Here is a 25,180-nt window from a genome sequence, read left to right as displayed (position 1 = left end):
ACAAAAATAAGTGAACGGAGGGGTTTCCTATGCATGAAACCTTTCAAAAAATATATGATTCGTACCATCAAGATTTGTACCAGTTTTTATTTTACATGGTTAAAGATAAAAATCAGGCAGAGGATCTCGTACAGGAGGTTTACATTCGGGTACTTCACTCATATAAAACTTTTGAAGGAAGAAGCAGCGAGAAAACATGGCTGTTTTCAATTGCAAGGCATGTGGCGATTGACTGGTTTCGCAAGCAGCAAACCATTAGACAACGGGTACTCGGCACGTTTGATTGGGATAAGCAGGATGTAAAAGACCCAGACTTGCTCCCAGACGAACTGGCTGTACAGGATGAAAATACTAAAGAAATTTATGCCGCGCTTGATCACTGCACGATTGATCAAAGAGCTGTCATCATTTTAAGGTTTATCCAGGGCTACTCAATCATGGAGACGGCAAAGGCGCTAAAGTTCTCGGAAAGCAAAGTCAAAACAACGCAGCACCGAGGCCTGAAAGTGCTCCGAAAACATATGGAGCTTTTGAAGGAGGAGCTAGTGAATGAAAACGAACAGGTCCGATTGGAGCGAAGAACGAATCAAGGTGTTACTAAGTCAGCTTCCAAAGGTGGAGGACAACCGTTCATCTAAGCAGATATACCAGCAGGTGCTGATGGCAAGCGGGAAGAAAAAGAAAAGTGTCAAATGGATCGGTCCAGCGGTGGCAACCGTTGTGGTTTTATTTATGGCGTTTTTAATTTCTCCTCATTTATTTCAGCCGGCTGCTCAAGAACAGCATCAACAGATGAAAATGGAATCAAGTGCTGACAAAGGACAGGCAAATGCCACATTAGAGCCAGTCAAACAGGCAAATGGTACCACACACGTTGTTTCTCATGAAGACAAGCAAAAGTATATGACGGTTGCATACATAGATGAATCGACATCTCAAGTGGTTCCCATAAGTATTGAAAAAGAGAATGAACATGGCCATTTGCAGGAAATGATGAACACATATGAACAGGTGCAGCTGCCTGAAATGACAAAGCCTCTTCAATCTTATCTTGAGATGGTGGACCTTCGTGAAAATGGGAATACACTTGTTTTTCAGTTAAAAAATGATTTGTCCCTTGATACGATAAAGGAAGCCAATCGATTTAAAGATATGGTAAAAGAAACGCTCAAATGGAGCAGGTATAAACAAGTGGAGGTCAGGTCAGTCAAAGGTTCTCATCTTCAATTAGGGACTAGCAGCTTTGGCACGATATCAATTGATAAACAAACGAAGAAAGCTTATTACGTGTTAGAAAATAAGAGCGGGACTTTTTTGGTGCCCTCAAAAACACATTATTCTACTTATGAAGATGCGGTAGAGGCCATGAAACGCACGAGTGATTCTGGACTTGAACCATTAATTAAAGAAGAACCCATTAAAGAAGTGACATCAAAAGGTAAGCATGTAACCATCACGTTTGGAGCATCAGCGCAATTATCGGACTCAATTGATCATACTCTACTCATTGAAGGTCTGCTGCTCACAGCGAAAGATTTTGGTTTTACAGATGTCACCATTCAATATGCAGGAACAGATCAAGTAGGACCATATGAATTAAATGAACCAATAGAGGTACCGGCTCTGCCGAATCCAGTTGTCATCAAAGAACGTTAAAGGACGCAAGCATTTCATTGCGTTCTTTTTTGATGTATAGAAAATGGTCTTCTTGCTGTATACTAAGCTGTCATGAAAAGAACCTCAAAGAAGGGGAGTCACTGATGAAAAGGTATTGCTTCATAGGTGCCAGCTGTTTTTTGCTCTTGATCTTAGCGCCATTTGCCTATGCACAGAAGACAACCGAATGGGTGGAACCAGTGAAAGGAGAAGTCACTGACTTGTTTGGGACAAGGGGCGGTTCGCATAAGGGATTAGATATAGCTGCGCCAGAAGGAGAATCCATTTTTGCTGCAAGTGAAGGTGTGGTCACGCGTTCGTATGTATCGGCTACATATGGAGAAGTTGTATTTATTCAGCATCCGAATGGATACGAAACTGTCTATGCTCATTTACACGAGCGTTTTGTGAAAAAGGGTGACCATGTACAAGCGGGACAGCCGATTGGTATAATTGGCAACACAGGGGCCTCCAGAGGCACTCATTTGCATTTTGAAGTACATCGTGGCAATTGGTCAGTCAGCAAAGAGGATGCGATAGACCCACTCAAAATGATTGCTCTGGAACGTTTCCAAGAGCCGGCTCTTCATGTAAATGGACATGAAAAAAATACATATGTCATTAAACAAGGGGATACCCTTTGGTCGATAGCAAAGGCACATGAAATGACTGTGGAACAATTGAAAAAGATCAATGAGCTGACCACTCACCTCATTCGAACAGGAGACCGTTTAATGGTTTCAACTAAATAAACCTCATGCAAAGCATGAGGTTTATCACTGTTTTTTATAGGTCAATCAGGCGGACAGAAAGAATATCCTGCACTTCAGTTAATTTTTTCACAATTTCGTCCTCTAGATGCTTATCGAAAGAAAGCATCATAATGGCTTCGCCGCCTTTTTCTTTACGTCCCACCTGCATTGTTGCGATGTTGACATCATGGTCGCCTAAAATCTGTCCAACCTTTCCAATCACACCAGGTGCATCTGTATGCTGGATGTAGACAAGGTGTCCATCTGGGTAAAAATCAATATTAAAGCCATTAATAGAAACGACGCGTTCCCCTAAATGCGGGATGTAAGTCGCTTTTAGAGTAAAGGTTGAAAGATCACCTTTGACTTCAATGGAAATACTGTTTTCGTAACCAGATTCGCTGGAAGAAATTTTTTCACTAAAGCTAATGCCTCGTTCTTTTGCGACCATTCCAGCGTTTACTTCATTCACAGTCGAATCAACACGCTCTTTTAAAAAGCCTGACAGGAGACTCTTTGTGATAAAGGATGTTTCGAGTTTTGAAATAGAGCCTTCATAAGAAATGCCTACTTCTTTTACAGGTTCTCTCATGGATTGAGAGACAAGACGTCCAAGTTTTCCTGCAAATTGATGATAAGGCTGAATCTTTTTGAACTCGTCTTTTGTCATCGCTGGTAGATTAATAGATGACATGACAGGAAGACCTTTGGCAAATTGAAGGACTTCTTCAGATACTTGCGCCGCTACATTTAATTGTGCTTCTTTTGTAGAGGCACCAAGATGCGGAGTTGCAATGACGTGTGGATGATCCACAAGCGGATTATCAGTTGGAGGTTCTACCTCGAATACATCAAGTGCAGCTCCTGCGACATGGCCGCTTTCAAGTGCCTCAAGAAGGTCAGCTTCGTCAATAATGCCGCCGCGCGCACAGTTTACAAGGCGAACACCTTTTTTCGTTTTTGCAATCGTTTCTTTATTGAGAAGTCCTCTTGTTTCTTTTGTTAATGGCGTATGTACCGTAATAATATCTGATACTTCGAGTACTTCATCAAGTGATTTCGCATTGACGCCAATTTTTTCTGCACGTTCTTTTGTGAGAAATGGGTCAAACACGTTGACTGTCATGCCAAATGCTCTTGCACGCTGGGCGATTTCACTTCCGATTCTGCCTAAACCGACAATCCCAAGAGATTTTCCGTAAAGCTCAGCACCAACATATGCACCTCTGTTCCATTCTTTTGATTTGACAGAAATATTGGCTTGCGGAATATGACGCATAAGTGATGAAATCATAGCGAACGTATGCTCAGCTGTCGAGATCGTATTACCGTTTGGTGCATTGATTACAATGACGCCATGCTTGGTCGCTTCATCAATGTCAATATTGTCTACTCCCACACCGGCACGGCCGACAATTTTTAATGAAGTCATTTTTTCATAAAGCTCTTTCGTTACTTTTGTGGCACTTCTGACAAGTAAGGCATCAAACGTGTGTAATTCATCTTCTGCTTCTGCTACATTTTTTTGGACAATTTCAACAAAATCTGATTCTAAAAGTGGTAGAAGACCATCATTGCTCATCTTATCTGAGACTAATACTCGAAACATCGTAAGATTTCCTCCTAAAATAAACGTCATAAATATCTGATAATTTACCATATTCCTTTTCACTGTGTCAATCAAATTAAAGCAGTAAAGTGAAAAAGAAAACACGAACATTTCTTTGTGTCTTTATAAAGAATGAACACCTTTAAACAAAAGATAACCAATTTTTGCGCATTTGTCATTAGAATTTTTGTGTTTTTTACGATTTCTTAAAACTGATGAATTTGCTCAGGATTTTTATCTGTACAAATGCTCATATATCATATATAATGATGTCGAATTGAATAATGATCAATCTTCGGGGCAGGGTGCAATTCCCTACCGGCGGTGATGAGCATAGTCTCTAAGCCCGCGAGCCTTTTTGGCAGGATTCGGTGTGATTCCGAAGCCGACAGTATAGTCTGGATGGGAGAAGATGGAGGTTCATAAACGTTGAAAACATTGATGTTCACACGTTTATTTGTCTAGCCCAATTTCCCCGCTCCTGTTTTCAAGGGCGGTTTTTTTGTGGCTAAAATGGAACAATCCTCTTTTCGAAAGATTTGATCGAAAAGGAGAGAGAATATTGAATCAAAGTAAAGTAAAGCGTTTAGTTGTAATCAGTATGCTTAGCAGTATTTCATTTGTTTTAATGTTATTAAACTTCCCGTTCCCTGGGCTTCCAGGATATTTGAAAATTGATTTCAGCGATATTCCAGCGATTATTGCGATTTTAATTTATGGGCCGGGTGCAGGTATTGCTGTTGAGGCGTTAAAAAATGTACTGCATTATCTCATTCATGGCAGTATGTCTGGTGTTCCTGTTGATCAAGTAGCGAACTTTACAGCAGGCGTATTGTTCATTTTACCAGTGGCCTTCATTTTCAAAAAAATCAAATCGGCAAAGGGAATTGTATGGTCTATGTTCTTGGGCACAGTGCTTATGACTGTGATGATGAGTATTTTAAATTACTTCCTGTTTCTGCCGGCTTACACATGGTTTTTAAATGCACCTCAACTTTCGGATAATATGCTCAAGGCGACGATAACAGCAGGGATATTGCCTTTTAATCTTATTAAAGGCATCATCATTACCATCGTGTTTAGCCTCATTTTTGTGAAAATGCGTCCATGGTTTGAAAATAAACGCCGACTTCAAAATAGTTAATATAAAAAAAGCCCCTGTATAAGGGGCTTTTATACTATTCATGCTTAAGCGGGTCACCATCGAAAGATTCGTCCGCAACTTTGATTGAATCTGTTGGACATCCTTCAAATGCATCAAGCATATCTTCTTCAAGTACTTCTGGAACTTCTACAGTCCCTTGGTTGTCATCAAGCGTAACAAATGCAATGCCTTCATCATCATAATCATAAATGTCTGGAGCAGCTGCACCGCATGCGCCGCAAGCAATACATGTGTCTTTGTCTACAATTGTATATTTTGCCATGTTAAAAAAATACCTCCCAGATTGTTCGATGGAACAAATGGTCTAACCTTTTTAGTTTCACCGATAAAAAACAATTTCCTCAAACCTTATTGTAATGATTTTAATTTCACATTTCAACTGTAAAGTGATTGAGAATGCTTATCACATAAGGGTTTGTTCATAACTTTCCCCCACAAATTGAGTTTAAACATTTCTTCTTCTATGAAATCTGTTAAAATAAAGGGAGAAAATATTCGAATTTTGTCAGGAAGACAGGTGCTTTGGCGAATGACTCTTCATTACTTGGATGTCATGTTAATGGACAGCGTATATAAATTGAACGGCGAACGCTCCATAAGTGCTGTCTACCATCTTTTTAAAGGAAAAAAATCATCACAAACCATACAGGATGCCAGTTTGTTTCAGCTTTCAAAGTATTTCGGCTGTTACCCGGGGTTTACGAGGGATCAGCTGAATCGCTCTACTATAAAGCTTGACGAAAAGCACTACATCAAAAAAGCAGGGGAGACATTCATTGTTACAGATGCAGGACAGCAAATGCTAAACCAGTATTTCTCAGAAAAACCGATGCCCGCTTATTTTCATGGTGCCAAATATCATGATAAAGCAAAGGTGTTATGGATGAGACTCTCGTTACTTGTACAAGTGCTGTCTCACCATCTGGCTGGATCGCATCAATATGTCCCAATACAAAGAGATGTATCTGTACAGAGCTGGACGAAATCCTTCTTAAAACAGCATCACGAGAAGAATAAGCTATCGGAAGAGCTGCATCATGAACTCGAAAAGCTCCTTAGCCGTATAAGTGATCAAGAGGCGCTGATATTTGTTTATTCATTGACCTCAAATGAAAGAATTGGGCGTACGTATCAGCAAATGGCAGAGTGGCTAAAAGAAGATGTGTGGTATGTGTACCTGCTTTTTTGGAATGTCCTCCATTATTTTATTCATGCTGCCCAAAAAGGTGAGGCGCAGCTCATGCAAAAGCTCGTAGGTGACCTTGAATTCAAACGCGTGCTGACAACCTCTACGCACAAAACGCTCGAGCTTGTGCAAAAAGGCTTTGATATTGATCAAATTGCTCACATTCGCTCTTTAAAAAAGGCAACGATCGAAGACCATATTGTCGAGCTTTCCATACATGAACCGAGCTTCTCAATAGAGCCGTATGTGAGCGAAGAACAGCAGCAGGCCATTCATGCAGTAGCCAGAGAGCTTCAAACAAATAAGATGAAGCTGATTAAAGAAAAACTCGAACATCCATTTACTTATTTTCAAATACGATTGGCTCTGACAAGGATGGTGAAAGCAAATGGATAAGCTTCATCAGACGCTCATGCGATATTTTGGTTACGACTCATTTAAAACGGGTCAAGAGGACATTATTCAAAGTGTACTGAATCAAAAGGATACGGTGGCCATGCTGCCTACTGGCGGCGGGAAATCCATCTGCTATCAAATTCCCGGCTATATGACAGATGGATTAGTTCTCATTATTTCGCCGCTGTTATCGCTTATGGAGGATCAAGTCGAACGAATGAAAATGCGCGGAGAAAAACGAGTGGCGGCACTGAACAGCACATTGTCTTTTCAGGAGAGACGACATATTATTCGGCATTTGCCATCATATAAATTTTTATTCGTCGCCCCTGAGGCATTAATGTCAGAGGTGCTGCTAGAACAGCTCAAATCGATGCATATTGGTCTGTTCGTTGTCGATGAAGCCCATTGTATATCCGAATGGGGGCATGATTTCCGTCCGGAATATTCCAAGCTGGGAGAATGGAGAGAAGCGTTAGGTCATCCTGTCGCCTTAGCACTGACGGCAACTGCAACAAAACAAACGCTAAAAGATACCGTACAAACGTTAAGATTGCAGCATCCAGACTTTCATATCCATTCTGTCAACCGGCCAAACATCGCTTTAGTCAAAGAAGCGCACGAAACGAAAGAAGCAAAAGAAAAACGGGCTATTGAGCTTGTTGAATATCTGCAAGGCCCCGGTCTGATTTATTGTCCAACCCGGCAAATGACAGAAGATATGGCGCTCATTATGAAACAAAAAACCCATCAGCGTGTAGAGTATTACCATGGCGGGATGGATGCAGGAGACCGTATGCTTATTCAGCAGCAATTTATCAGCGGACAGCTTGATCTTATTTGTTGTACAAGTGCTTTTGGAATGGGAATTGATAAAGCAGATATACGATTTGTTATTCATATGAGCCCGCCGCAGTCAATTGAAGCATTTATGCAGGAAATTGGAAGAGCAGGACGGGACGGGAAAAAGAGTGTCAGCATTCTTTTATATACAGAAGAGGATGCGGATATTCAACAGCATTTAATACAAGCAGAGGGCTTTGATGAGCCAGAAATTGATTTCTTCTTAGCCAGGCTGACACAAATGCAGACAAATGATGAAAAGAAATTACGTGAACAATTGATGGAATCAGGGCTTCAGGAGACACGTGCAAGAATGCTGATCCATTATTACAGGATGTATCAGTCTGACGAGCCGCGTGTGCTGCTGATGAAACTGAAAGAGAAATTGCAGGACAGACAAACAGAAAAACTGAGAAAAGTGTGGCAATTTAAGGAGCGGATCACAGATCATGGCTGCTTTAGACAATCTCTGTTATCATACTTTTACGAACAGCTTGATCAACCAGAGAGCGCATTCTCTGGCAGCTGCTGCTCTTCTTGCGGACTTGACCTGTCTGATTATGAAAAAAAAGATCAACCATTGGAGCTGAATGAAATGAAACACTGGAAGACCGTGCTGGATCGTATGTTTCATCTGACAAAAGAGGCGCAGCATTGATTGAACAACATCGCCGGATCATCGAAAAATTAACCGATCGACAAGTGGTAGAACAGCTGTATTTCACGCAGCTGCTGATGCTGGTCATTTCCTTTTTACTAGGTATATTTATGTTCGATCATTGGACAGATTTCACATCTCTTTGGGAGATCCAAGATGCGCGGATACTGACCTATGGAATTGGCGGCGCTGCGGTTGTGATCATTGTGGATGCGATTGTCATGAAGGTGTTTCCTGCTCATATGTATGATGATGGCGGATTAAATGAAAAAATGTTCAAAAACCGCAGCATCCCGCATATTGTTTGGTTAACACTGCTCATCGCCTTTTCAGAGGAAATTCTATTCCGAGGGATCGTCCAGCAGCAATTTGGACTGGAAATTGCCAGTATTGTGTTTGCGCTCCTTCACTTTCGCTACTTATCAAAAATACTCTTGTTTATCCTTGTGGTTTCTATTAGTATTTTTTTAGGACTTTTATACGAGTGGACGGGGAATTTATTTGTTCCTGTCATGACCCATTTTGTCATTGACTTAGTCTTTGCTTGTCAAATTCGTTTGAAATATAGGGGGAGGGATGAACATGGAAGAAATGTCGAGAATGAAGAGAAAGAAGGAGCAGCTGACAAACATCCATGATGATGTAGAGGAAATTCTTGAAGAAGAAGTAGAGCCTTCAGATGACTCTCACTTTCCTACACGAGAAGATTTCCATGAATATAAAAAGCAGCGCACGAAAAAGGTGCGCAATCCATTGTTTACAACACTGGCTATTATCTTTCCTATTATTGTCGTCACGGTGTTCTTCCTTTTGATCTACTACACATCAAAGGAAATCAACCATAATAATAATCAAGATGTATATAATATTGATTCTACATCAAGTGCTGACACAGACCCAGTCCCGTCAGCACTTGCCGAAACAAAAAATGACTCAAGCGCTGATAAAGCGGATGCGTCTGATGATGAGAAGCAAAAGAAAGAGGAAGAAAAACAACGATCGAAAGAAAAAGCTGAACAGAAGAAAAAAGAAAAAGCAGCTAAAGAGAAAGAAGAGCGTGAACAAGCAGCGAAAGAAAAAGAACGCGAGAGAGCTGAAGCTGCCAAAAAGCGTGAACAGCAGCAGCTAGCCTTGCAAAAGCAGCAGGAAGAGAAAAAAAGAAAAGAAGCCGAAGAGAAAAAGAAGCAGGAAGAAAAGCCAGTCCGTGTTGTGCAGCACACTGTTGGTCCAGAGGAAAACCTGTATCGAATTTCAATGAAGTATTACAAAAACCGTTCGGGTGAAGAGAAAATTAGAGCCTATAATCACTTAAAAGGTAACAGCGTATACAGTGGTCAAGTGCTGAATATTCCACTAGAAAACTAATCACCTGACATGAATGGAGAAGCACGCACATACATATGTAGAAAAAAGGGACAGGGTGTATGTGATGACATTACACGCAATCAGCCGATATATGGATCAGCCGACACAGAAGATGATGGAAACATTGATTAAAAGAAAGCATAAATATGAGGGTTTTGCCAAGCAGTGCAAAAGATGGCAATGGACAGCCCTTCTATCGCTGGCCATTCTTTTGTTTTATTTTGTGATCACGGCAAATGCGGGAGGCGGCTCGCTTCAGCCGGAAGCCATGATTGCCACACTGCTTGGGCATGAAGTATTTCTGTTTTGGATCATGGCCGAGGTCTTTGCTTTTTACGCATCTTATTACTATAAGAAAAAAGAAGAAAAGGCTGAGGATGAATATCATCGGCTTAGATGTGAAATTATACAAAAAAGCACAGATTTATGGCCGCAGTCAAATCAGTGGAAAGAGCGCGAGACGGTTTTTCACTATATGCAGAAGCAGTATGACATTAATCTCTATTATGAAAGTAAATAAATGAGAAAAAAGACGTTTAACAGTTGAAACGTCTTTTTTCTTTCAAGCGTCTTATGAAAGAAAGATACGTAAGGGAGCCATTTGTGATGAAATATGCCATCGGATTTACTGCCGCCATTGCGGCTGTTACAACAGGTGTGTGTGTAACGGCAAAAATGGTGAAAACGGCAAAACAAAACAACATCAAAAAGCATTATTTTACAATAGAAGCACTTCAATCAGACCGGCCTGCTGTCATTTTCTTTATTTCTGATACACACAGACGTCTCATCAGTGACACTTTATTAGCAGAAATCAGACAGGAAGAGCCAGATGTGATTATGATTGGTGGAGATTTAGCAGAAAAAGGTGTGCCCTACGCAAGGATTGAAGAAAATGTGAAACGTTTATCAAGAATTGCGCCGGTTTATTTTGTTTGGGGAAATAATGATCATGAGCTGCACCAGCAAAGGTTTAAAGAAATTCTTCATGCATACGATGTCACGACTTTGCAAAATGAAACGGCTTTATGGAATTTCGAAGGCCAGCGAATCAAAATCGGAGGAATTGATGATATTCGGCTTGAAAAAGCAGATTATGAAGCCATACGGCCTGAGTTTGTGAAAGATGATGTCAATATTCTCTTATCACACAATCCAGATGTGCATCATTTGATGAGTGAAGAAGAGGGAATCGACCTTGTCCTGAGCGGTCATACGCATGGGGGACAGATCCGAATTGGGAAATTTGGTCCGTATGAAAAAGGAAGAACAGGCCAGGTCAAAGGTGCGTTCTTTCTCATTAGTAATGGCTACGGGACAACAAAAATTCCCATGCGTCTCGGAGCAGAACCAGAAACCCATCTGATCTATTTAATGCCTCTAAAAACGCGTTAACTTGCGGCACCCTCAATATTTTCCATAAAAGTCACCGTAAGCATAGCTTCATGCTTGTCTTCCGTCTTGACACAGTGTAAACTGAATACAAAATTAAGAACCTATGACTCATCATCTCATATACTACAGTATGATGTGTGTTTAGAAGAGGCAGGAGGGAACGTTATGCGACTGGAGCGTCTGAATTATAATAAAATCAAAATTTTTCTCACACTAGATGACCTGACAGACCGAGGTCTTACGAAAGAAGACCTTTGGAAAGATTCGTTCAAAGTCCATCAGCTGTTTAAAGACATGATGAACGAGGCGAATCAGGAGCTCGGTTTTGAAGCGAATGGACCGATTGCTGTTGAAGTATTTTCTCTTCAGGCGCAGGGGATGGTCGTCATTGTCACAAAGAGTCAGCAGGAAGATGCTGATGATGAGTTTGATGAAGATTACATTGAGATGCAAGTCAAGCTCGACGAGAGTAAGCATGTGCTCTATCAATTTGCCTCGTTTGAAGATGTGATTCAACTGTCCCATAGTTTAAGTCGTATTGGACTTTTAGGGGGTACAGTTTACCATTATGAAGGTCAATATTATCTCAGCCTGGATGATGTTGGAGAATTATCTGCTGATACAGTCATTTCGATTTTAGCAGAGTTTGGTTCACCTACGACACTCACCATTCACCGGCTAAAAGAATATGGAAAAGTGATCATGCAAGAAGATGCTGTGAAAACGATTCAAATGTATTTTTAATCACTTTTTTCTATTATATTTAATACTGTTGTGATGAAACAACAGTATTTTTTTATATCCTTTTTTATATTTATAAACGCTGATATTTTATTTTGATAAAAAACGCTTTTTACCTTTGCTTTACCAGTACGAAGGTGTATACTATTGCTTGAAAGGGAGCAGTAGATCATGAAAGATTTCTAGGGGGTTTATTTTAATGGCAGCCGATCAAAACGCCGCTCATAACGCAGAAGATAAGCTAGATGTTTTAAAGTCAACTCAAACCGTCATACATAAAGCGCTTGACAAATTAGGGTATCCGCAGGAAGTGTATGAATTGCTGAAGGAGCCAATTCGTCTATTAACGGTCAAAATTCCAGTACGTATGGACGATGGATCGGTGAAAATTTTCACTGGTTACCGTGCACAGCACAATGATGCTGTCGGTCCAACAAAAGGCGGAATCCGTTTCCACCCGAACGTTACGGAAAAAGAAGTAAAAGCGCTTTCAATTTGGATGAGTTTAAAATGTGGAATTGTGGATCTTCCTTATGGCGGAGGAAAAGGCGGTATTATCTGTGATCCAAGAGAAATGTCATTCAGAGAGCTTGAAAAACTAAGCCGCGGCTATGTTCGCGCCATCAGTCAAATTGTTGGACCAACAAAAGATGTTCCAGCACCAGACGTGTTTACGAACTCTCAAATTATGGCATGGATGATGGATGAATATTCTAGAATTGATGAATTTAACTCGCCAGGATTTATTACAGGGAAGCCAATTGTTCTTGGAGGATCACATGGACGTGATACTGCAACAGCAAAAGGTGTGACGATCTGCATCAAAGAAGCGGCGAAGAAAAAAGGAATTGACATTAACGGAGCTCGTGTTGTCGTACAGGGATTCGGAAATGCAGGAAGCTACTTAGCTAAATTCATGTATGATGCTGGAGCAAAAATCGTAGGGATTTCAGATGCATACGGCGGATTATACGATGAAGATGGTCTAGACATTGACTACTTGCTTGACCGACGTGACAGCTTTGGAACCGTCACTAAACTATTTAACGATACAATTACAAACCAAGAGCTGCTTGAGCTGGATTGTGATATCTTAGTACCTGCAGCCATTGAAAACCAAATCACAGAAGATAATGCGGCAAACATTAAAGCCAAAATTGTCGTAGAAGCAGCAAATGGTCCAACGACACTGGAAGGAACCAAAATTCTTTCAGATCGTGGTGTACTGCTTGTTCCAGACGTGCTTGCGAGCGCGGGTGGTGTAACTGTTTCTTACTTTGAATGGGTTCAGAATAACCAAGGGTTTTACTGGACTGAAGAAGAAGTTGAAACTCGTTTAGAAGATATGATGGTGAAATCATTTAATAATATTTATGAAATGGCGCAAAACCGCCGAATTGATATGCGTCTTGCTGCATATATGGTCGGTGTACGTAAAATGGCTGAAGCTTCTCGATTCAGAGGCTGGATTTAAGCGGCTGATTTGCATCGCGCCTTAAAATCTCCTATCCTTAAATAGGAGATTTTTTTATGGAATGGAACAAAGAATCAAACAGCCCAGCAATTGTTATTGCAGTGAAATGACAGGAGTGGAACAAATGAAACAAGAAAAAGCGATCATAATAGGAGGCGGCCCATGCGGGTTATCAGCTGCCATCGCATTCAAGCAAATTGGGATTGATGCACTTGTGATTGAAAAGGGGAATGTCGTGAACAGTATTTATCATTACCCAACACATCAAACCTTTTTTAGTACAAGTGAAAAGCTTGAAATCGGTGATGTCGCTTTTATTACTGAGAACCGTAAGCCCGTTCGTATTCAGGCACTTTCTTATTACCGAGAGGTCGTCAGACGAAAAAAACTGCGTGTACATGCTTTTGAAAAAGTAAACGCCGTGACAAAACAAGATGGCCGTTTTACGGTGAATACATCAAAAGACAACTATTCATGTGATTACGTCGTCATTGCGACTGGCTACTATGATCATCCAAACTATATGAACGTCAAAGGAGAAGACCTTCCTCACGTATATCACTATTTTAAAGAAGGACATCCATATTTTGATAAAGATGTGACGGTGATCGGCGGAAAGAACTCCAGTGTGGATGCTGCGCTAGAACTTGTGAAATGCGGAAGCAGAGTCACTGTGCTGTATAGAGGAACTGAATATTCATCCAGCATCAAGCCTTGGATACTACCAGAGTTTGAAGCGCTTGTCCGTAATGGAACAATTCGAATGGAGTTTGGTGCGCAGGTGAAAGAAATCACAGAAGAAGATGTGATCTTTACAAACCAGCAAAATCAAACGGATCGAGTGAAAAGTGACTATGTATTTGCTATGACTGGCTATCATCCAGATCATTCTTTCTTAGAAAAAATGGGTGTCACGATTGATCCAGAATCAGGCCGTCCAGCATTTGATGAACAGACGATGGAAACGAATGTTGAAGGTATTTTCATTGCGGGAGTCATTGCTGCTGGAAATAATGCCAATGAAATTTTCATTGAAAATGGAAGATTTCATGGCGGACTCATTGCAGAAGAAATCAACAAAAGAATTAACGGATAAAAAATGAACTGAATCCTTCAAAGGGGTTCGGTTCTTTTTTATATAAATTGGGATTATATAGAAAGATATTTTTAGAAAAATGGGCCCGAGTCATATAAAAAAAGGGTAAATCATGGTACGATAATGAAGGATAATGTAGGGAAAGAGGTCTGGTTATGATCGCAATCATCTCAGCAGGTTTAGCTCCCGGCATCGCACTTTTAAGTTATTTTTATTTGAAAGATCAGTACGACAATGAGCCGGTTCACATGGTCATCAGATCTTTTATGCTAGGTGTCATACTTGTGTTTCCAACCATGTTTATTCAATATGTCCTTCAAGAGGAAAATATCGCAACAAACCCTATCTTGATTTCATTTGTGACGTCGGGCTTTTTAGAGGAATCATTAAAATGGTTTATTTTAATGGTCAGCGTTTATGCACATGCCCAGTTTGACGAACACTATGACGGAATTGTGTATGGAACGAGTGTCTCACTTGGTTTTGCAACACTTGAAAATATCCTTTACTTAGTCGGTCACGGGGTCGAATATGCGTTTACCCGTGCTTTATTACCTGTATCAAGTCACGCATTATTTGGTGTTGTGATGGGTTTTTATATCGGAAAAGCCCGCTTCTCTGATAAAAAAGAGCAGCGCAAATGGCTGATTCTTTCTTTAACGCTCCCTGTGCTGTTTCACGGCCTGTATGATTTCATTCTATTAGGGATGAAAAACTGGGGATATATCATGGTGCCGTTCATGATTTTTTTATGGTGGTTTGGTTTAAGGAAAGCAAAAAAAGCCCGTGCGGTAAAAATGGTGCAAATTTAATTTTGGAAAACGTCCTATTTGTTTATAGGGCGTTTTTTTGTCTTTTCCATCCAATTCTCTCCTGTGTTGAATGTATAAAAATAGGGATCGGAAGAAACATATATTCAAACATCAAAGTACAGGAGGATCAAATATGGATAAAGCTCGTTTCATGAAACAAATTGTTCTTATCTTCTCAATCGTTCTTCTTGCGTCTTCACTTTTGACAGCCAGTAAAAGTGAAGCCTTCACCGCCCAAGTCATCCAGCGCGGGGCAACAGGAGAAGATGTAGTCGAGCTGCAAGCGCGGCTCCAATACAATGGTTTTTACAATGGCAAAATCGATGGCGTCTATGGCTGGGGAACGTACTGGGCCGTTCGCAACTTTCAAAGCCAATTTGGCATGAAGAAGGTCGATGGACTTGTAGGTGAGAAAACAAAAAGCTTATTAGTTCAAAAGACGAAATACTACAAAGAGTTTGTTCAAAAGCAGCTGCAGGAAGGGAACCAGTTTACCCATTATGGCGGGAAGCCTCTTGATCAGCAAACAAAGGCTCCTGCGCAAAGAAGTTCGCAAAAAAAGACAGCCCAAGGTACAAACGAAAATCAAAAAAGTCAAAGTGGATCATCTGGGAAGTCTGGCAATCAGTCAGGCAGCCAGCAGGGAAATCAAACACCAAAACAAACAGCAGCCAACATGCCTGGTGGTTTTTCTAGTAATGACATTCAGCTCTTGTCGCAAGCTGTGTACAGTGAAGCAAGAGGTGAGCCGTATGAAGGACAGGTGGCCATCGCGGCCGTTATCTTAAACCGTTTGAACAATCCGACCTTTCCAAATACGATCGCAGGAGTCATTTTTGAACCGCTTGCGTTTACTGCTGTAGCAGATGGGCAATTTTATATGACGCCAGATGAAACGGCAAAAAAAGCTGTATTTGATGCAATCAATGGCTGGGATCCATCTGAGAGCGCCATCTATTACTTTAATCCTGATACAGCAACAAGTCCATGGATTTGGGGAAGACCACAAATTAAACGAATCGGGAAACATATATTCTGCGAATAAAAAGAGGTGTAAATAAATGATCAGAGGAATATTGATTGCTATTTTAGGAATTGCTGTCATCTCAACAGGTTATTGGGGCTATAAAGAACATCAAGAAAAAGACGCCGTACTGCTTCATGCTGAGAACAACTACCAAAGAGCATTCCATGATTTAACGTATCAGGTGGATCAGCTGCATGACAAACTGGGCGCAACACTTGCGATGAACAGCCAAACATCCATCTCACCAGCACTTGCAGATGTATGGAGAATGTCATCAGAAGCGCATAACAATGTCAGCCAGCTCCCGCTTACATTGATGCCTTTTAATAAAACGGAAGAATTCCTGGCGAATGTCGGAGATTTTAGCTACAAATCATCAGTCAAATCTTTATCAGATGAACCATTAAATAAAGATACGCACAAAACCATTACAGCTCTATATAATCAAGCGTCAGATATCCAAAACGAACTTAGACAAGTGCAGCACCTCGTACTTAATAAAAACTTAAAATGGATGGATGTTGAAATGGCGCTCGCTGACGGCGATCGAAAGAACGACAACACCATCATTGACGGGCTGAAAACAGTCGAGAGAAATGCAGATGCATTTGCAGATGTCGATCTTGGGCCTACAAATGTGTCCACAGAAAAAGAAACACAAGGCTACAATCATTTAAAAGGCGATAAGATTTCAAAAAAAGAAGCGATCCGCATTGCACAGCAATTCACACCAGACCATAATCAACATTTTAAAGTGAGAAAAAGCGGCAGCAAAACCAATCGCGACGTGTACAGCTTATCGATGTCTGATCCAGACAGCCATGCAAACTTTTATCTAGACTTAACTGAAAAAGGAGGACACCCAGTCTACCTACTTCAGAATCGTGACGTGAAAAAACAGAAAATCAGTTTGAATGAGGCATCAGAAAAAGCACTCAGCTTCCTAAAGAAGCAAGGGTTTGACACAGAATCGTTCCATTTAGATGAAAGTGCACAATTTGATAATATCGGTGTATTTACCTATGTTCCTCTTCAGAAAAATGTTCTGCTTTATCCAGATAGTATACGCATGAAAGTCGCATTGGACGATGGTGAGGTTGTTGGGTTTTCAGCGAAGGATTACTTAACGAATCATAAAACACGAGACATTAAAGCACCTAAAATCTCGCAAAAAGAAGCGAAGAAAACATTAAATCAGCATGTAAAGATCGAAGATACTCATTTAGCGATTGTGCAAAATGATATGTCAGAGGAAGTTCTGTGCTATGAGTTCCTCGGAACGATAAAAAACGATACGTATCGCATGTTCATTAATGCAGATACTGGAAAAGAAGAACGAGTAGATAAACTAAAAAACGCAGAACCTATATATAAAGACCTATAGAAAAGGAAACGAGGAAAAGGCTAATAAGTCTTTTCCTTTTGTTTTAGACATGGTTTAATATAGGAGAGGATACGATTTCACAGATGAAAAGAGTGATGAGGAATGTTACAAATAGGGGATGCAATCACAATCGAATATGTCAATGAGAACAAAGAAGTGAAAACAGCAAAATCGAAGGTTTTGGAAAATAATAACGATGATATTTGCATTAATTATCCAGCTGATAAAGAAACGGGACGCACCATCTACTTAAACCAGCAAACAGAAATCACCGTCTTCTTTTTTGACGAAAACCAAATTCCATACAAATGTACAAGCGAAGTCATCGGAAAAAGAAAAGAAGATATTCCGATGATTGTCATTTCCATTCCGCCAAAAGAAGAAATGATTCGCCTTCAGCGTAGAGAATATCTGAGAGTGGATACGATGGTCAAAGCTACGATCATGCAAACGGACGAAGAGGCCTTTGAGACGTTTATTGTAAATATGAGTGCTGGCGGCGTAGCAATCTCTGTTCCTGAGGGCGTGTCATTGAAAGAATATGGAGAAGTGGTCACAGAGTTTGAACTTCCCCTAAAAGAGCCCGTGAAAATAAAAGCGGTTGCAGAGATGAATCGAGTATATGAAGATGAACAGTCTGGCAAAAAAAGAGCGATCATGGAGTTTTCAGAGATCACAAATGACCACCAGCAGCACATCATGAAATACTGCTTCCAGCAGCAGCTTTTAACACGTGTGAAAAAAGCATAAGAATAAAGGGTGTAAAAAGCTTCCATACTAGAGAGGAAAGAATCTAGCGTGGAGGCTTTTTGTATGAAGACAATGGAAAGATGGTTATTGAAAGTGGTGCTCATTCAGCTTGTTTTATTGCTCACCGTTCAGATCACACTTCATTTGACGAAAGGAGAACTTTTTTTGTCAAAAGTCGTGCAGTATGAGGGTGTGAACAACATGAGCATTGAAGAATGGATTGAAACGTTTAAGCAGAAGGATTGATAGAAAATTCCCCCGTTTGAGCGGTGATCGTGTTACAATTCATAAGGGAGATTCAATCAAGGAGAGGTATTATGAAAAAGAAATTATCTATTGCAATTGACGGTCCTGCAGCAGCAGGCAAAAGCACTGTGGCAAAAATTGTCGCAGCCAAAAAATCATATATTTATATTGATACAGGTGCTATGTACCGCGCGATTACACTTGCGGCACTCAATCAAGGTGTAGACCTTGAAGACGAACAGGCACTTGATTCATTACTGAAAAAAACGGTCATTGAACTAGTCACAACAGACGAGGGTCAAAAAGTCCATCTAAACAATACGGATGTCACAGAGGATATTCGCACAGACCGCGTAAGCAACCAAGTATCGGTTGTTGCAAAGCACAGAGCTGTTCGGGAAGAAATGGTCCGCAGGCAGCAAGAGCTTGGCAAACGAGGCGGCGTCGTTATGGACGGAAGAGACATAGGCACTCACGTACTTCCAGATGCTGAAGTGAAAATTTTCTTGCTTGCATCAGTAGAAGAAAGAGCAAAACGCCGCTTTGAAGAGAATCAGAAAAAAGGCTACGATGTCAATTACGATCAGCTGATCGAAGAGATTGCAAGACGCGATAAGCTTGATTCTGAGCGCGAAGTTTCACCTTTGAAGAAAGCAGATGACGCCATTGAAATTGACACCACTTCCCTTTCTATTCAAGAGGTGGCAGGGAAAATTTTAGATGCAGCAGACCGCGTGGAGAAACAGTAAGAAATTTTAGAAAACTTTTATAAGTTAGAGGTTTATCTCTTGACAAACAAGGCCTTTTATTAGAAGTTTATACTAATACTATTTTTATTGATCATTCAAGCAATTATATTGATTTGAATGTTTCTATAATACATATTCGGCTGGCAATCATCATGCTTAAGACACATATTCGCCCAGTCGTTTTAACTAAGCTGTGTAGGTTTGGACCAAGGAGGTTATCGAAATGACAGAGGAAATGAATCAAATCGATGTTCAGGTACCAGAGGTTGGAGATGTAGTGAAAGGGATTGTTTCTAAAGTTGAGGACAAGCATGTCAATGTAGATATCGTCAATGTGAAACAACCTGGTATCATCCCAATCAGTGAATTATCAAGTCTTCACGTTGAAAAAGCATCAGATGTCGTGAAAGATGGCGACGAGTTAGAGCTTAAAGTAACAAAGGTCGAAGACGATGCTTTGATTTTATCTAAACGTGCTGTTGATGCAGACCGCGCTTGGGAAGACCTAGAGAAAAAGTTTGACACAAAAGAAGTATTTGAAGCTGAAGTAAAAGACGTTGTAAAAGGTGGTCTTGTCGTTGACATTGGTGTGCGCGGATTTATTCCTGCATCTCTTGTAGAAGCACACTATGTAGAAGACTTCACAGATTACAAAGGGAAAACACTCTCACTTGTCGTGGTAGAACTTGACCGCGAAAAAAATCGCGTGATTCTCTCGCACCGTGCAGTCGTTGAGCAAGAGCAATTAGACAAAAAGCAAGACTTCCTGCAAAAGCTTGAAGTAGGCAGTGTGATTGATGGTAAAGTGCAGAGGCTTACTGATTTTGGTGCATTTGTTGACATTGGCGGCATTGATGGATTAGTTCACATTTCTCAACTATCCCATGCGCATGTTGAAAAGCCATCTGACGTAGTAGAAGAAGGACAGGAAGTCAAGGTCAAAGTACTTGCTGTTGATCGTGATAACGAACGTATCTCACTATCTATTAAAGAAACATTACCAGGACCTTGGAGCCAAATTGGTGAAAAGGTAAAACAAGGTGATGTGCTTGAAGGAACCGTTCAACGTCTTGTGAGCTTTGGTGCATTTGTTGAAATTCTGCCAGGTGTAGAAGGGCTTGTGCATATTTCCCAAATCTCTCATAAACATATCGGCACGCCGCAAGAAGTCCTTGAAGAAGGGCAGACTGTGAAAGTGAAAGTGCTTGATGTGAATGAAGACGAAGAGCGCATTTCACTAAGCATCCGTGATTTAGAAGAAAATCCTGAAAAACAAATCGAAGAGGATTATCGTCAATATCAGGCGAAAGAAGAAAACACAAGCGGCTTCCAGCTTGGTGACCTGATCGGCGATAAACTCAATAAACTAAAATAATTTGGTGATCAAAATTGACGCGAGCAGAAAGAAAGAAGCAGCATATTGAGCATGCGCTGTCCACTGGCCAGCATGCAGCAACAGGTTTAGATGATGTTTCCTTCGTTCACGCCAGTTTACCAGATCTTGCGACATCACAAATTGATACACATACGACAATTGGCGGACTGACTTTCGGTTCGCCAATTTTTATCAATGCAATGACTGGCGGAGGCGGAGAATCCACCTATGAGATCAACCGCTCTTTATCGATCGCAGCGAAGGAGACCAATATACCAGTAGCAGTTGGATCACAAATGGCTGCACTGAAAGATAAAGAAGAAAGACGAACATATGAAGTCGTTCGTAAAGTCAATCCGGATGGAATTGTATTTGCGAATTTAGGCAGTGAAGCGACAATGAAGCAAGCTCAAGAAGCAGTCAACATGCTCGAGGCAAATATGCTCCAAATTCATCTGAATGTCATCCAAGAGATTGTCATGCCTGAAGGCGATCGCGATTTCAGAGGGGCGCTTGAGCGGATTGCAGCTATCGTTGAATCTGTTGGTGTGCCTGTTGTTGTAAAAGAAGTCGGATTTGGCATGAGCAAGGAGACGGCAAGAAAATTATTCCATGCTGGGGTTGCAGCCGTTGATGTAGGCGGATTTGGTGGAACGAACTTTTCTAAGATTGAAAATCTCCGCCGCCAAAAAGCACTTCGTTATTTTGATCAATGGGGAATTCCAACTGCAGCGAGTCTTGCTGAAGTACATACAGCCTTTCCGAATCAAACGATTTTAGCCTCCGGAGGTATTCAAGATGCTCTTGATGTAACCAAATCAATGGCTCTTGGCGCATCTGCTGCTGGTCTAGCTGGATTTTTCTTAAAATCATTGACCAGTGGAGGAGAAAGCGGCCTCATCGCAGATATCATGGAACTTCAAGAAGATATCAAGATGATGATGACAGTGCTTGGCGTGAAGACGATTGAAGAACTGAGACAGGCTCAAGTTGTGATCTCAGGGGAAACAAGTCATTGGCTCAAAGAAAGAGGCGTTGACACAACGTACTATAGTAAGAGAGGCATGTGATGATCACATGCCTTTTTTTATTGATTTCTTTTTCGAGCGCTTTCTGGACCTTCTAATGCTGTTGCACCCTTATGATGAATGGATTGATCGCGGTCAGATTCCACTCTTCTTGACGCCTTTAAACGCTTTTCCTGTCTATCTTTTCCCATCATGTATCCCTCCTCAGGTTATTAGGGTGTCACCTCTTGCTTATTTCATACAAAGCCGGTAACGATCCGCATGTTTAAAAATTGGAGATTTTCCCATAATGTAATTGAGGTGATGAGGCGTTGGAGGCTTTGTACTATTATTGGTCTATATGGTTCGTTTGGATTATGGTGACATTTATCATGGAAAAAAGTTTGTGGCGCACCGTGCTGGGCTTCTGTGTACTTGTCCATATTATATTCAGTCATGTCATGATATCCGTTTTAGATATAAGCATCAATGCGGGTTTCTTGATGACTTTTTTATATGCATGTGCTGCTTTCGTCATATTCAGGCCTAGTTACCGAATGATGAGAATCATGCAATTGGGCTCGATGGTGAGTGCGTATGCCTTTTTTATGATATTTGCATTATATGACCCTGTTTGGTTCACGATAATAAAGGTGGATTGGGTCGTATTTGCCCTGCTGATCTTAATGTGTATGACATATGGACAGCCGTTAACGGAAAGAATCACCTTATGGATGATGTCAGTATGTCTTGGCGAAGCCCTTTATGCGCTGACGATTCACCGCCTCACATCATCAATTGTCATAGGGGATCTCTCTTTTCTTTCCTTCGTTGTACAAGGAGCCGTCTTCCTATTAGGTGTCGATCAGTTTGAAAAGCTCTTGAACGCCCGTTCATCAAGAAAATCAGTAAAAGGGGCTGCAAAATCAACATGACAGATTATACGTTTCCTGTGATTATTGGTGTCATCTTTGGGATGGCGGCCAGACTTTACATGTTAAGAACGGATTACCGGCAATACCCTACGTATATTCATGGACAAGTGATTCACATTGCACTTGGTTTTATTGCGTCAGGATTAGGTGCGATCATTATGCCTGCACTAATTCAGGAGGAATTTACAGCGATTACCTTTCTCACTTTGGCAGCCACGCAATTTCGAGATGTCCGAAATATGGAAAGAAATACGTTAACCCAAATGGATTCGTATGAGCTTGTCTCACGAGGCAGTACATATATAGAAGGCATTGCCATTGCCTTTGAAAGTCGAAATTATATTGCGATTCTCACTGCACTTATTACAACGACAGCCTGTATTTTCTTCTCGCTTGTTGTTGGAACAGTAGTCGGTATTCTTTGTTTTTTCATGGCAAAGCTATTAATGTCAGGCAGTCAATTAAAGGATATCGTCAGCATTCAAAAAGGGGAACTTCGCTTTGATGGGGCAGGGCTTTATGTGAATGATATATACATTATGAATATCGGGTTGCCCGAAAAGCAAAAACTCATTTTAGAGCATGGGATGGGCTTTATTTTGACGCCGAAAAATTTCAACTCTGCTACAACGATTGCTAACCTTGGACAGCGGCAAGCCATTTTATTTGATTTATCGAACGTGCTTGGCGTGTACCGCGATTCTGGTGAACCATCGCTCTGTCCGCTCGCAAAACGTGATCTGAATACTGGTACACTTGGTGTGTTCATTTTACCGCAATGGCAGCGTGAAGATTTGGCTGTCCGTGTATTAGAAGAGGTGCCTATTTTAGAAAATGCCATAAGAATGCCGACAGATTTCATTAAAAAGAAAGTGAGGTAATAGGGCATGGCGAACACCATTGAACAATTTATATTGGCTGTGGCAACAACAAATAAAGAGCGGGTCATTGGCGGAACAGCGGTTTTTTTCTGTGAAAATAAAGAAGAGCTCGACATGTATGCCATGAATTTAGAGGCCATTTTAGATGGAATTGCACACGGCATTGGAGAAGATCTTTACTTGATTGTCAAACATTTTTAAGTTATTCATTGTGGTCTGATTAAAAATTGATATAATATATAAGTTGAACCCTTCATGTTTGAAGGGTTTATTTCATAAAACTGAATGAAAATTATAAATCCCGGTTGAAACATGATGATGAACATATTGAATCGCGGCTGGATTGAAAGGAAGGGTACTATGGGTAAACCTGTCGTAGCCATTGTTGGAAGGCCCAACGTTGGAAAATCTACAATTTTTAATCGAATCGCAGGCGAAAGAATATCGATTGTAGAAGACACACCTGGTGTAACAAGAGATCGAATCTATAGCTCTGCTGAATGGTTAAATTATGACTTTAATTTAATAGATACTGGTGGAATTGATATTGGAGATGAGCCATTCTTGGCGCAAATTCGCCATCAGGCAGAAATCGCAATGGACGAAGCGGATGTCATTATCTTTATGGTGAATGGCCGAGATGGCGTGACATCTGCGGATGAAGAAGTCGCAAAAATTTTATATCGCACGAAAAAGCCAGTTGTACTTGCTGTCAATAAACTGGACAACCCTGAAATGAGAAGCGACGTGTATGACTTTTATGCACTCGGATTTGGCGAGCCGTATCCGATTTCTGGAACACACGGATTAGGTCTTGGTGACCTGCTAGATGCAGTGGCAGAACATTTTAAGAATTTACCGGATACGCAATATGATGAAGAAGTTGTTCAGTTCTGCTTAATTGGCCGTCCGAATGTAGGGAAATCTTCTTTAGTGAATGCGATGCTCGGAGAAGACCGCGTCATTGTCAGTAACATCGCTGGTACAACAAGAGATGCTGTCGATACGATGTTTACGTACAATCAGCGTGACTTTGTCATTGTTGATACAGCAGGTATGAGGAAAAAAGGAAAAGTATATGAAACAACAGAGAAATACAGTGTACTTCGTGCATTAAAAGCCATTGACCGCTCTGACGTTGTCGCTGTTGTACTTGACGGCGAGGAAGGCATTATTGAGCAGGATAAACGAATTGCTGGATATGCACACGAAGCTGGTAAAGCCGTTGTCATCATTGTGAACAAATGGGATGCTGTTGAAAAAGATGAGCGTACGATGAAGGAATTTGAGCAAAACATCCGCGAGCATTTTCAATTCCTTGATTATGCACCTGTCTTGTTTATGTCTGCTCTTACGAAAAAGAGAATTCATACATTAATGCCGTCCATTATCACAGCAAGCGAAAACCATGCAATGCGCGTTCAAACCAATATTTTAAATGATATCATCATGGATGCGGTGGCGATGAATCCAACGCCGACCCATAACGGACAGCGCCTAAAGATTTACTATGCAACACAGGTGGCCATTAAGCCTCCGTCCTTCGTTGTGTTTGTCAACGATCCAGAGCTTATGCACTTTTCTTATGAGCGTTTCCTAGAAAACCGCATTCGAGATGCATTTGGTTTTGAAGGAACACCGATTAAAATATTTGCGAGAGCGAGAAAATAAAAAGGGT

At 40.9% G+C, this 25,180-nt stretch carries 28 protein-coding genes and 1 riboswitch; of the genes, 25 read left to right on the top strand and 3 right to left on the bottom strand.

Annotated elements, in window-relative coordinates:
* The first annotated feature begins 29 nt into the window (after positions 1 to 29).
* From sigX to MHH65_RS10465, 3 genes are all read left to right on the top strand, one after another.
* Entirely contained in the window at positions 30 to 638 is a 609-nt protein-coding gene (gene sigX, locus MHH65_RS10475; RefSeq protein ID WP_024422837.1) for an RNA polymerase sigma factor SigX, read from the top strand.
* Positions 550 to 1,656 (top strand): hypothetical protein, encoded by a 1,107-nt coding sequence (locus tag MHH65_RS10470; protein WP_029706041.1) that lies wholly within the window; start codon positions 550 to 552, stop codon positions 1,654 to 1,656. Before sigX ends, MHH65_RS10470 begins: the two co-directional genes overlap by 89 nt.
* 104 nt (positions 1,657 to 1,760) lie before the next feature.
* Positions 1,761 to 2,408, top strand: a complete 648-nt coding sequence (locus MHH65_RS10465; RefSeq protein ID WP_098677460.1) for a M23 family metallopeptidase — start codon at positions 1,761 to 1,763, stop codon at positions 2,406 to 2,408.
* 34 nt (positions 2,409 to 2,442) lie between these two features.
* On the opposite strand, the gene serA is transcribed toward MHH65_RS10465, so the two are convergent.
* On the bottom strand, positions 2,443 to 4,017 hold the full coding sequence (serA, locus tag MHH65_RS10460; protein ID WP_024422834.1) for a phosphoglycerate dehydrogenase: 1,575 nt from the start codon (positions 4,015 to 4,017) through the stop codon (positions 2,443 to 2,445).
* Between the two features lie 287 nt (positions 4,018 to 4,304).
* Positions 4,305 to 4,435: riboswitch (FMN riboswitch) on the top strand.
* Positions 4,436 to 4,579: 144 nt separating this feature from the next.
* Here serA and MHH65_RS10455 point away from each other — a divergent pair.
* Positions 4,580 to 5,161, top strand: a complete 582-nt coding sequence (locus MHH65_RS10455; protein WP_024428075.1) for an ECF transporter S component — start codon at positions 4,580 to 4,582, stop codon at positions 5,159 to 5,161.
* A 34-nt stretch (positions 5,162 to 5,195) separates the two neighbouring features.
* Here MHH65_RS10455 and MHH65_RS10450 read toward each other — a convergent pair whose 3' ends face one another.
* The gene (locus MHH65_RS10450) at positions 5,196 to 5,444 is read right to left on the bottom strand and encodes a ferredoxin (RefSeq protein ID WP_008361239.1); all 249 of its coding nucleotides are present in this window, start codon (positions 5,442 to 5,444) and stop codon (positions 5,196 to 5,198) included.
* Positions 5,445 to 5,711: 267 nt separating this feature from the next.
* Here MHH65_RS10450 and MHH65_RS10445 point away from each other — a divergent pair, with 267 nt between their 5' ends.
* The 17 genes from MHH65_RS10445 (at position 5,712) to fni (ending at position 21,749) form a co-directional block, all read left to right on the top strand.
* Positions 5,712 to 6,764 (top strand): helix-turn-helix domain-containing protein, encoded by a 1,053-nt coding sequence (locus MHH65_RS10445; protein WP_224426736.1) that lies wholly within the window; start codon positions 5,712 to 5,714, stop codon positions 6,762 to 6,764.
* Entirely contained in the window at positions 6,757 to 8,265 is a 1,509-nt protein-coding gene (locus MHH65_RS10440; RefSeq protein ID WP_125587281.1) for an ATP-dependent DNA helicase RecQ, read from the top strand. The genes MHH65_RS10445 and MHH65_RS10440 overlap by 8 nt, the downstream gene beginning before the upstream one ends.
* Complete coding sequence (locus MHH65_RS10435; protein WP_024422830.1) at positions 8,262 to 8,903, top strand: CPBP family intramembrane glutamic endopeptidase; 642 nt, start codon at positions 8,262 to 8,264, stop codon at positions 8,901 to 8,903. Before MHH65_RS10440 ends, MHH65_RS10435 begins: the two co-directional genes overlap by 4 nt.
* Positions 8,848 to 9,630, top strand: a complete 783-nt coding sequence (locus MHH65_RS10430; protein WP_212051721.1) for a LysM peptidoglycan-binding domain-containing protein — start codon at positions 8,848 to 8,850, stop codon at positions 9,628 to 9,630. The genes MHH65_RS10435 and MHH65_RS10430 overlap by 56 nt, the downstream gene beginning before the upstream one ends.
* Positions 9,631 to 9,694: 64 nt before the next feature.
* A complete protein-coding gene (locus tag MHH65_RS10425) occupies positions 9,695 to 10,150 on the top strand; it encodes a DUF2663 family protein (protein ID WP_025093048.1) in 456 nt (151 codons plus the stop codon).
* Between the two features lie 86 nt (positions 10,151 to 10,236).
* Positions 10,237 to 11,025, top strand: coding sequence for a metallophosphoesterase (locus MHH65_RS10420; protein WP_268413978.1), 789 nt, complete (start codon positions 10,237 to 10,239; stop codon positions 11,023 to 11,025).
* A 165-nt stretch (positions 11,026 to 11,190) separates the two neighbouring features.
* On the top strand, positions 11,191 to 11,769 hold the full coding sequence (locus MHH65_RS10415) for a genetic competence negative regulator (RefSeq protein WP_024428080.1): 579 nt from the start codon (positions 11,191 to 11,193) through the stop codon (positions 11,767 to 11,769).
* Positions 11,770 to 11,965: 196 nt separating this feature from the next.
* The gene (locus tag MHH65_RS10410) at positions 11,966 to 13,240 is read left to right on the top strand and encodes a Glu/Leu/Phe/Val dehydrogenase (protein WP_007500982.1); all 1,275 of its coding nucleotides are present in this window, start codon (positions 11,966 to 11,968) and stop codon (positions 13,238 to 13,240) included.
* A 124-nt stretch (positions 13,241 to 13,364) separates the two neighbouring features.
* Complete coding sequence (locus MHH65_RS10405) at positions 13,365 to 14,336, top strand: YpdA family putative bacillithiol disulfide reductase (RefSeq protein WP_024422825.1); 972 nt, start codon at positions 13,365 to 13,367, stop codon at positions 14,334 to 14,336.
* A 155-nt stretch (positions 14,337 to 14,491) separates the two neighbouring features.
* Positions 14,492 to 15,148: a glutamic-type intramembrane protease PrsW gene (gene prsW / locus MHH65_RS10400; RefSeq protein WP_024422824.1), complete on the top strand. Its 657-nt coding sequence runs from the start codon at positions 14,492 to 14,494 to the stop codon at positions 15,146 to 15,148.
* A 133-nt stretch (positions 15,149 to 15,281) separates the two neighbouring features.
* Positions 15,282 to 16,193, top strand: coding sequence for a spore cortex-lytic enzyme (gene sleB / locus MHH65_RS10395; protein WP_024422823.1), 912 nt, complete (start codon positions 15,282 to 15,284; stop codon positions 16,191 to 16,193).
* A 16-nt stretch (positions 16,194 to 16,209) separates the two neighbouring features.
* The gene (gene ypeB / locus MHH65_RS10390) at positions 16,210 to 17,559 is read left to right on the top strand and encodes a germination protein YpeB (protein ID WP_024422822.1); all 1,350 of its coding nucleotides are present in this window, start codon (positions 16,210 to 16,212) and stop codon (positions 17,557 to 17,559) included.
* Positions 17,560 to 17,661: 102 nt separating this feature from the next.
* Entirely contained in the window at positions 17,662 to 18,309 is a 648-nt protein-coding gene (locus MHH65_RS10385) for a flagellar brake domain-containing protein (RefSeq protein WP_041117839.1), read from the top strand.
* Between the two features lie 63 nt (positions 18,310 to 18,372).
* The gene (locus tag MHH65_RS10380) at positions 18,373 to 18,555 is read left to right on the top strand and encodes a DUF5359 family protein (protein WP_024422820.1); all 183 of its coding nucleotides are present in this window, start codon (positions 18,373 to 18,375) and stop codon (positions 18,553 to 18,555) included.
* A 71-nt stretch (positions 18,556 to 18,626) separates the two neighbouring features.
* Complete coding sequence (gene cmk, locus MHH65_RS10375) at positions 18,627 to 19,304, top strand: (d)CMP kinase (RefSeq protein ID WP_024428083.1); 678 nt, start codon at positions 18,627 to 18,629, stop codon at positions 19,302 to 19,304.
* Between the two features lie 223 nt (positions 19,305 to 19,527).
* On the top strand, positions 19,528 to 20,679 hold the full coding sequence (gene rpsA, locus MHH65_RS10370; protein ID WP_056767151.1) for a 30S ribosomal protein S1: 1,152 nt from the start codon (positions 19,528 to 19,530) through the stop codon (positions 20,677 to 20,679).
* Positions 20,680 to 20,693: 14 nt separating this feature from the next.
* Positions 20,694 to 21,749, top strand: coding sequence for a type 2 isopentenyl-diphosphate Delta-isomerase (gene fni / locus MHH65_RS10365; protein WP_098677464.1), 1,056 nt, complete (start codon positions 20,694 to 20,696; stop codon positions 21,747 to 21,749).
* A 17-nt stretch (positions 21,750 to 21,766) separates the two neighbouring features.
* Here fni and MHH65_RS10360 read toward each other — a convergent pair whose 3' ends face one another.
* Entirely contained in the window at positions 21,767 to 21,898 is a 132-nt protein-coding gene (locus MHH65_RS10360) for a YpzI family protein (RefSeq protein WP_073206119.1), read from the bottom strand.
* A gap of 180 nt (positions 21,899 to 22,078) precedes the next feature.
* Here MHH65_RS10360 and MHH65_RS10355 point away from each other — a divergent pair, with 180 nt between their 5' ends.
* From MHH65_RS10355 to der, 4 genes are all read left to right on the top strand, one after another.
* Positions 22,079 to 22,621: a hypothetical protein gene (locus tag MHH65_RS10355; protein ID WP_024428085.1), complete on the top strand. Its 543-nt coding sequence runs from the start codon at positions 22,079 to 22,081 to the stop codon at positions 22,619 to 22,621.
* A complete protein-coding gene (locus MHH65_RS10350) occupies positions 22,618 to 23,502 on the top strand; it encodes a YIEGIA family protein (RefSeq protein WP_024422816.1) in 885 nt (294 codons plus the stop codon). Before MHH65_RS10355 ends, MHH65_RS10350 begins: the two co-directional genes overlap by 4 nt.
* A gap of 6 nt (positions 23,503 to 23,508) precedes the next feature.
* Positions 23,509 to 23,703 carry a hypothetical protein gene (locus MHH65_RS10345; RefSeq protein ID WP_008344527.1) on the top strand — a complete coding sequence of 65 codons (195 nt, stop codon included), beginning with the start codon at positions 23,509 to 23,511 and terminating at the stop codon, positions 23,701 to 23,703.
* Between the two features lie 159 nt (positions 23,704 to 23,862).
* Positions 23,863 to 25,173, top strand: a complete 1,311-nt coding sequence (gene der / locus MHH65_RS10340; protein WP_024422815.1) for a ribosome biogenesis GTPase Der — start codon at positions 23,863 to 23,865, stop codon at positions 25,171 to 25,173.
* Positions 25,174 to 25,180: the final 7 nt, after the last annotated feature.

The sequence above is a fragment of the Bacillus sp. FSL L8-0654 genome (assembly GCF_038629965.1).
Taxonomy (GTDB): Bacteria; Bacillota; Bacilli; order Bacillales; family Bacillaceae; genus Bacillus; species Bacillus safensis.
This window is presented reverse-complemented; position numbering and strand designations above follow the sequence as displayed.

Coding starts and splice junctions, on each gene's coding strand:
- sigX (WP_024422837.1), top strand. CDS start 30: ATGCATGAAACCTTTCAAAAAATATATGATTCGTACCATCAAGATTTG.
- MHH65_RS10470 (WP_029706041.1), top strand. CDS start 550: ATGAAAACGAACAGGTCCGATTGGAGCGAAGAACGAATCAAGGTGTTA.
- MHH65_RS10465 (WP_098677460.1), top strand. CDS start 1,761: ATGAAAAGGTATTGCTTCATAGGTGCCAGCTGTTTTTTGCTCTTGATC.
- serA (WP_024422834.1), bottom strand. CDS start 4,017: ATGTTTCGAGTATTAGTCTCAGATAAGATGAGCAATGATGGTCTTCTA.
- MHH65_RS10450 (WP_008361239.1), bottom strand. CDS start 5,444: ATGGCAAAATATACAATTGTAGACAAAGACACATGTATTGCTTGCGGC.
- MHH65_RS10445 (WP_224426736.1), top strand. CDS start 5,712: ATGACTCTTCATTACTTGGATGTCATGTTAATGGACAGCGTATATAAA.
- MHH65_RS10440 (WP_125587281.1), top strand. CDS start 6,757: ATGGATAAGCTTCATCAGACGCTCATGCGATATTTTGGTTACGACTCA.
- MHH65_RS10430 (WP_212051721.1), top strand. CDS start 8,848: ATGGAAGAAATGTCGAGAATGAAGAGAAAGAAGGAGCAGCTGACAAAC.
- MHH65_RS10425 (WP_025093048.1), top strand. CDS start 9,695: ATGACATTACACGCAATCAGCCGATATATGGATCAGCCGACACAGAAG.
- MHH65_RS10420 (WP_268413978.1), top strand. CDS start 10,237: ATGAAATATGCCATCGGATTTACTGCCGCCATTGCGGCTGTTACAACA.
- MHH65_RS10415 (WP_024428080.1), top strand. CDS start 11,191: ATGCGACTGGAGCGTCTGAATTATAATAAAATCAAAATTTTTCTCACA.
- MHH65_RS10410 (WP_007500982.1), top strand. CDS start 11,966: ATGGCAGCCGATCAAAACGCCGCTCATAACGCAGAAGATAAGCTAGAT.
- MHH65_RS10405 (WP_024422825.1), top strand. CDS start 13,365: ATGAAACAAGAAAAAGCGATCATAATAGGAGGCGGCCCATGCGGGTTA.
- prsW (WP_024422824.1), top strand. CDS start 14,492: ATGATCGCAATCATCTCAGCAGGTTTAGCTCCCGGCATCGCACTTTTA.
- sleB (WP_024422823.1), top strand. CDS start 15,282: ATGGATAAAGCTCGTTTCATGAAACAAATTGTTCTTATCTTCTCAATC.
- ypeB (WP_024422822.1), top strand. CDS start 16,210: ATGATCAGAGGAATATTGATTGCTATTTTAGGAATTGCTGTCATCTCA.
- MHH65_RS10385 (WP_041117839.1), top strand. CDS start 17,662: ATGTTACAAATAGGGGATGCAATCACAATCGAATATGTCAATGAGAAC.
- MHH65_RS10380 (WP_024422820.1), top strand. CDS start 18,373: ATGAAGACAATGGAAAGATGGTTATTGAAAGTGGTGCTCATTCAGCTT.
- cmk (WP_024428083.1), top strand. CDS start 18,627: ATGAAAAAGAAATTATCTATTGCAATTGACGGTCCTGCAGCAGCAGGC.
- rpsA (WP_056767151.1), top strand. CDS start 19,528: ATGACAGAGGAAATGAATCAAATCGATGTTCAGGTACCAGAGGTTGGA.
- MHH65_RS10360 (WP_073206119.1), bottom strand. CDS start 21,898: ATGGGAAAAGATAGACAGGAAAAGCGTTTAAAGGCGTCAAGAAGAGTG.
- MHH65_RS10355 (WP_024428085.1), top strand. CDS start 22,079: ATGGAAAAAAGTTTGTGGCGCACCGTGCTGGGCTTCTGTGTACTTGTC.
- MHH65_RS10350 (WP_024422816.1), top strand. CDS start 22,618: ATGACAGATTATACGTTTCCTGTGATTATTGGTGTCATCTTTGGGATG.
- MHH65_RS10345 (WP_008344527.1), top strand. CDS start 23,509: ATGGCGAACACCATTGAACAATTTATATTGGCTGTGGCAACAACAAAT.
- der (WP_024422815.1), top strand. CDS start 23,863: ATGGGTAAACCTGTCGTAGCCATTGTTGGAAGGCCCAACGTTGGAAAA.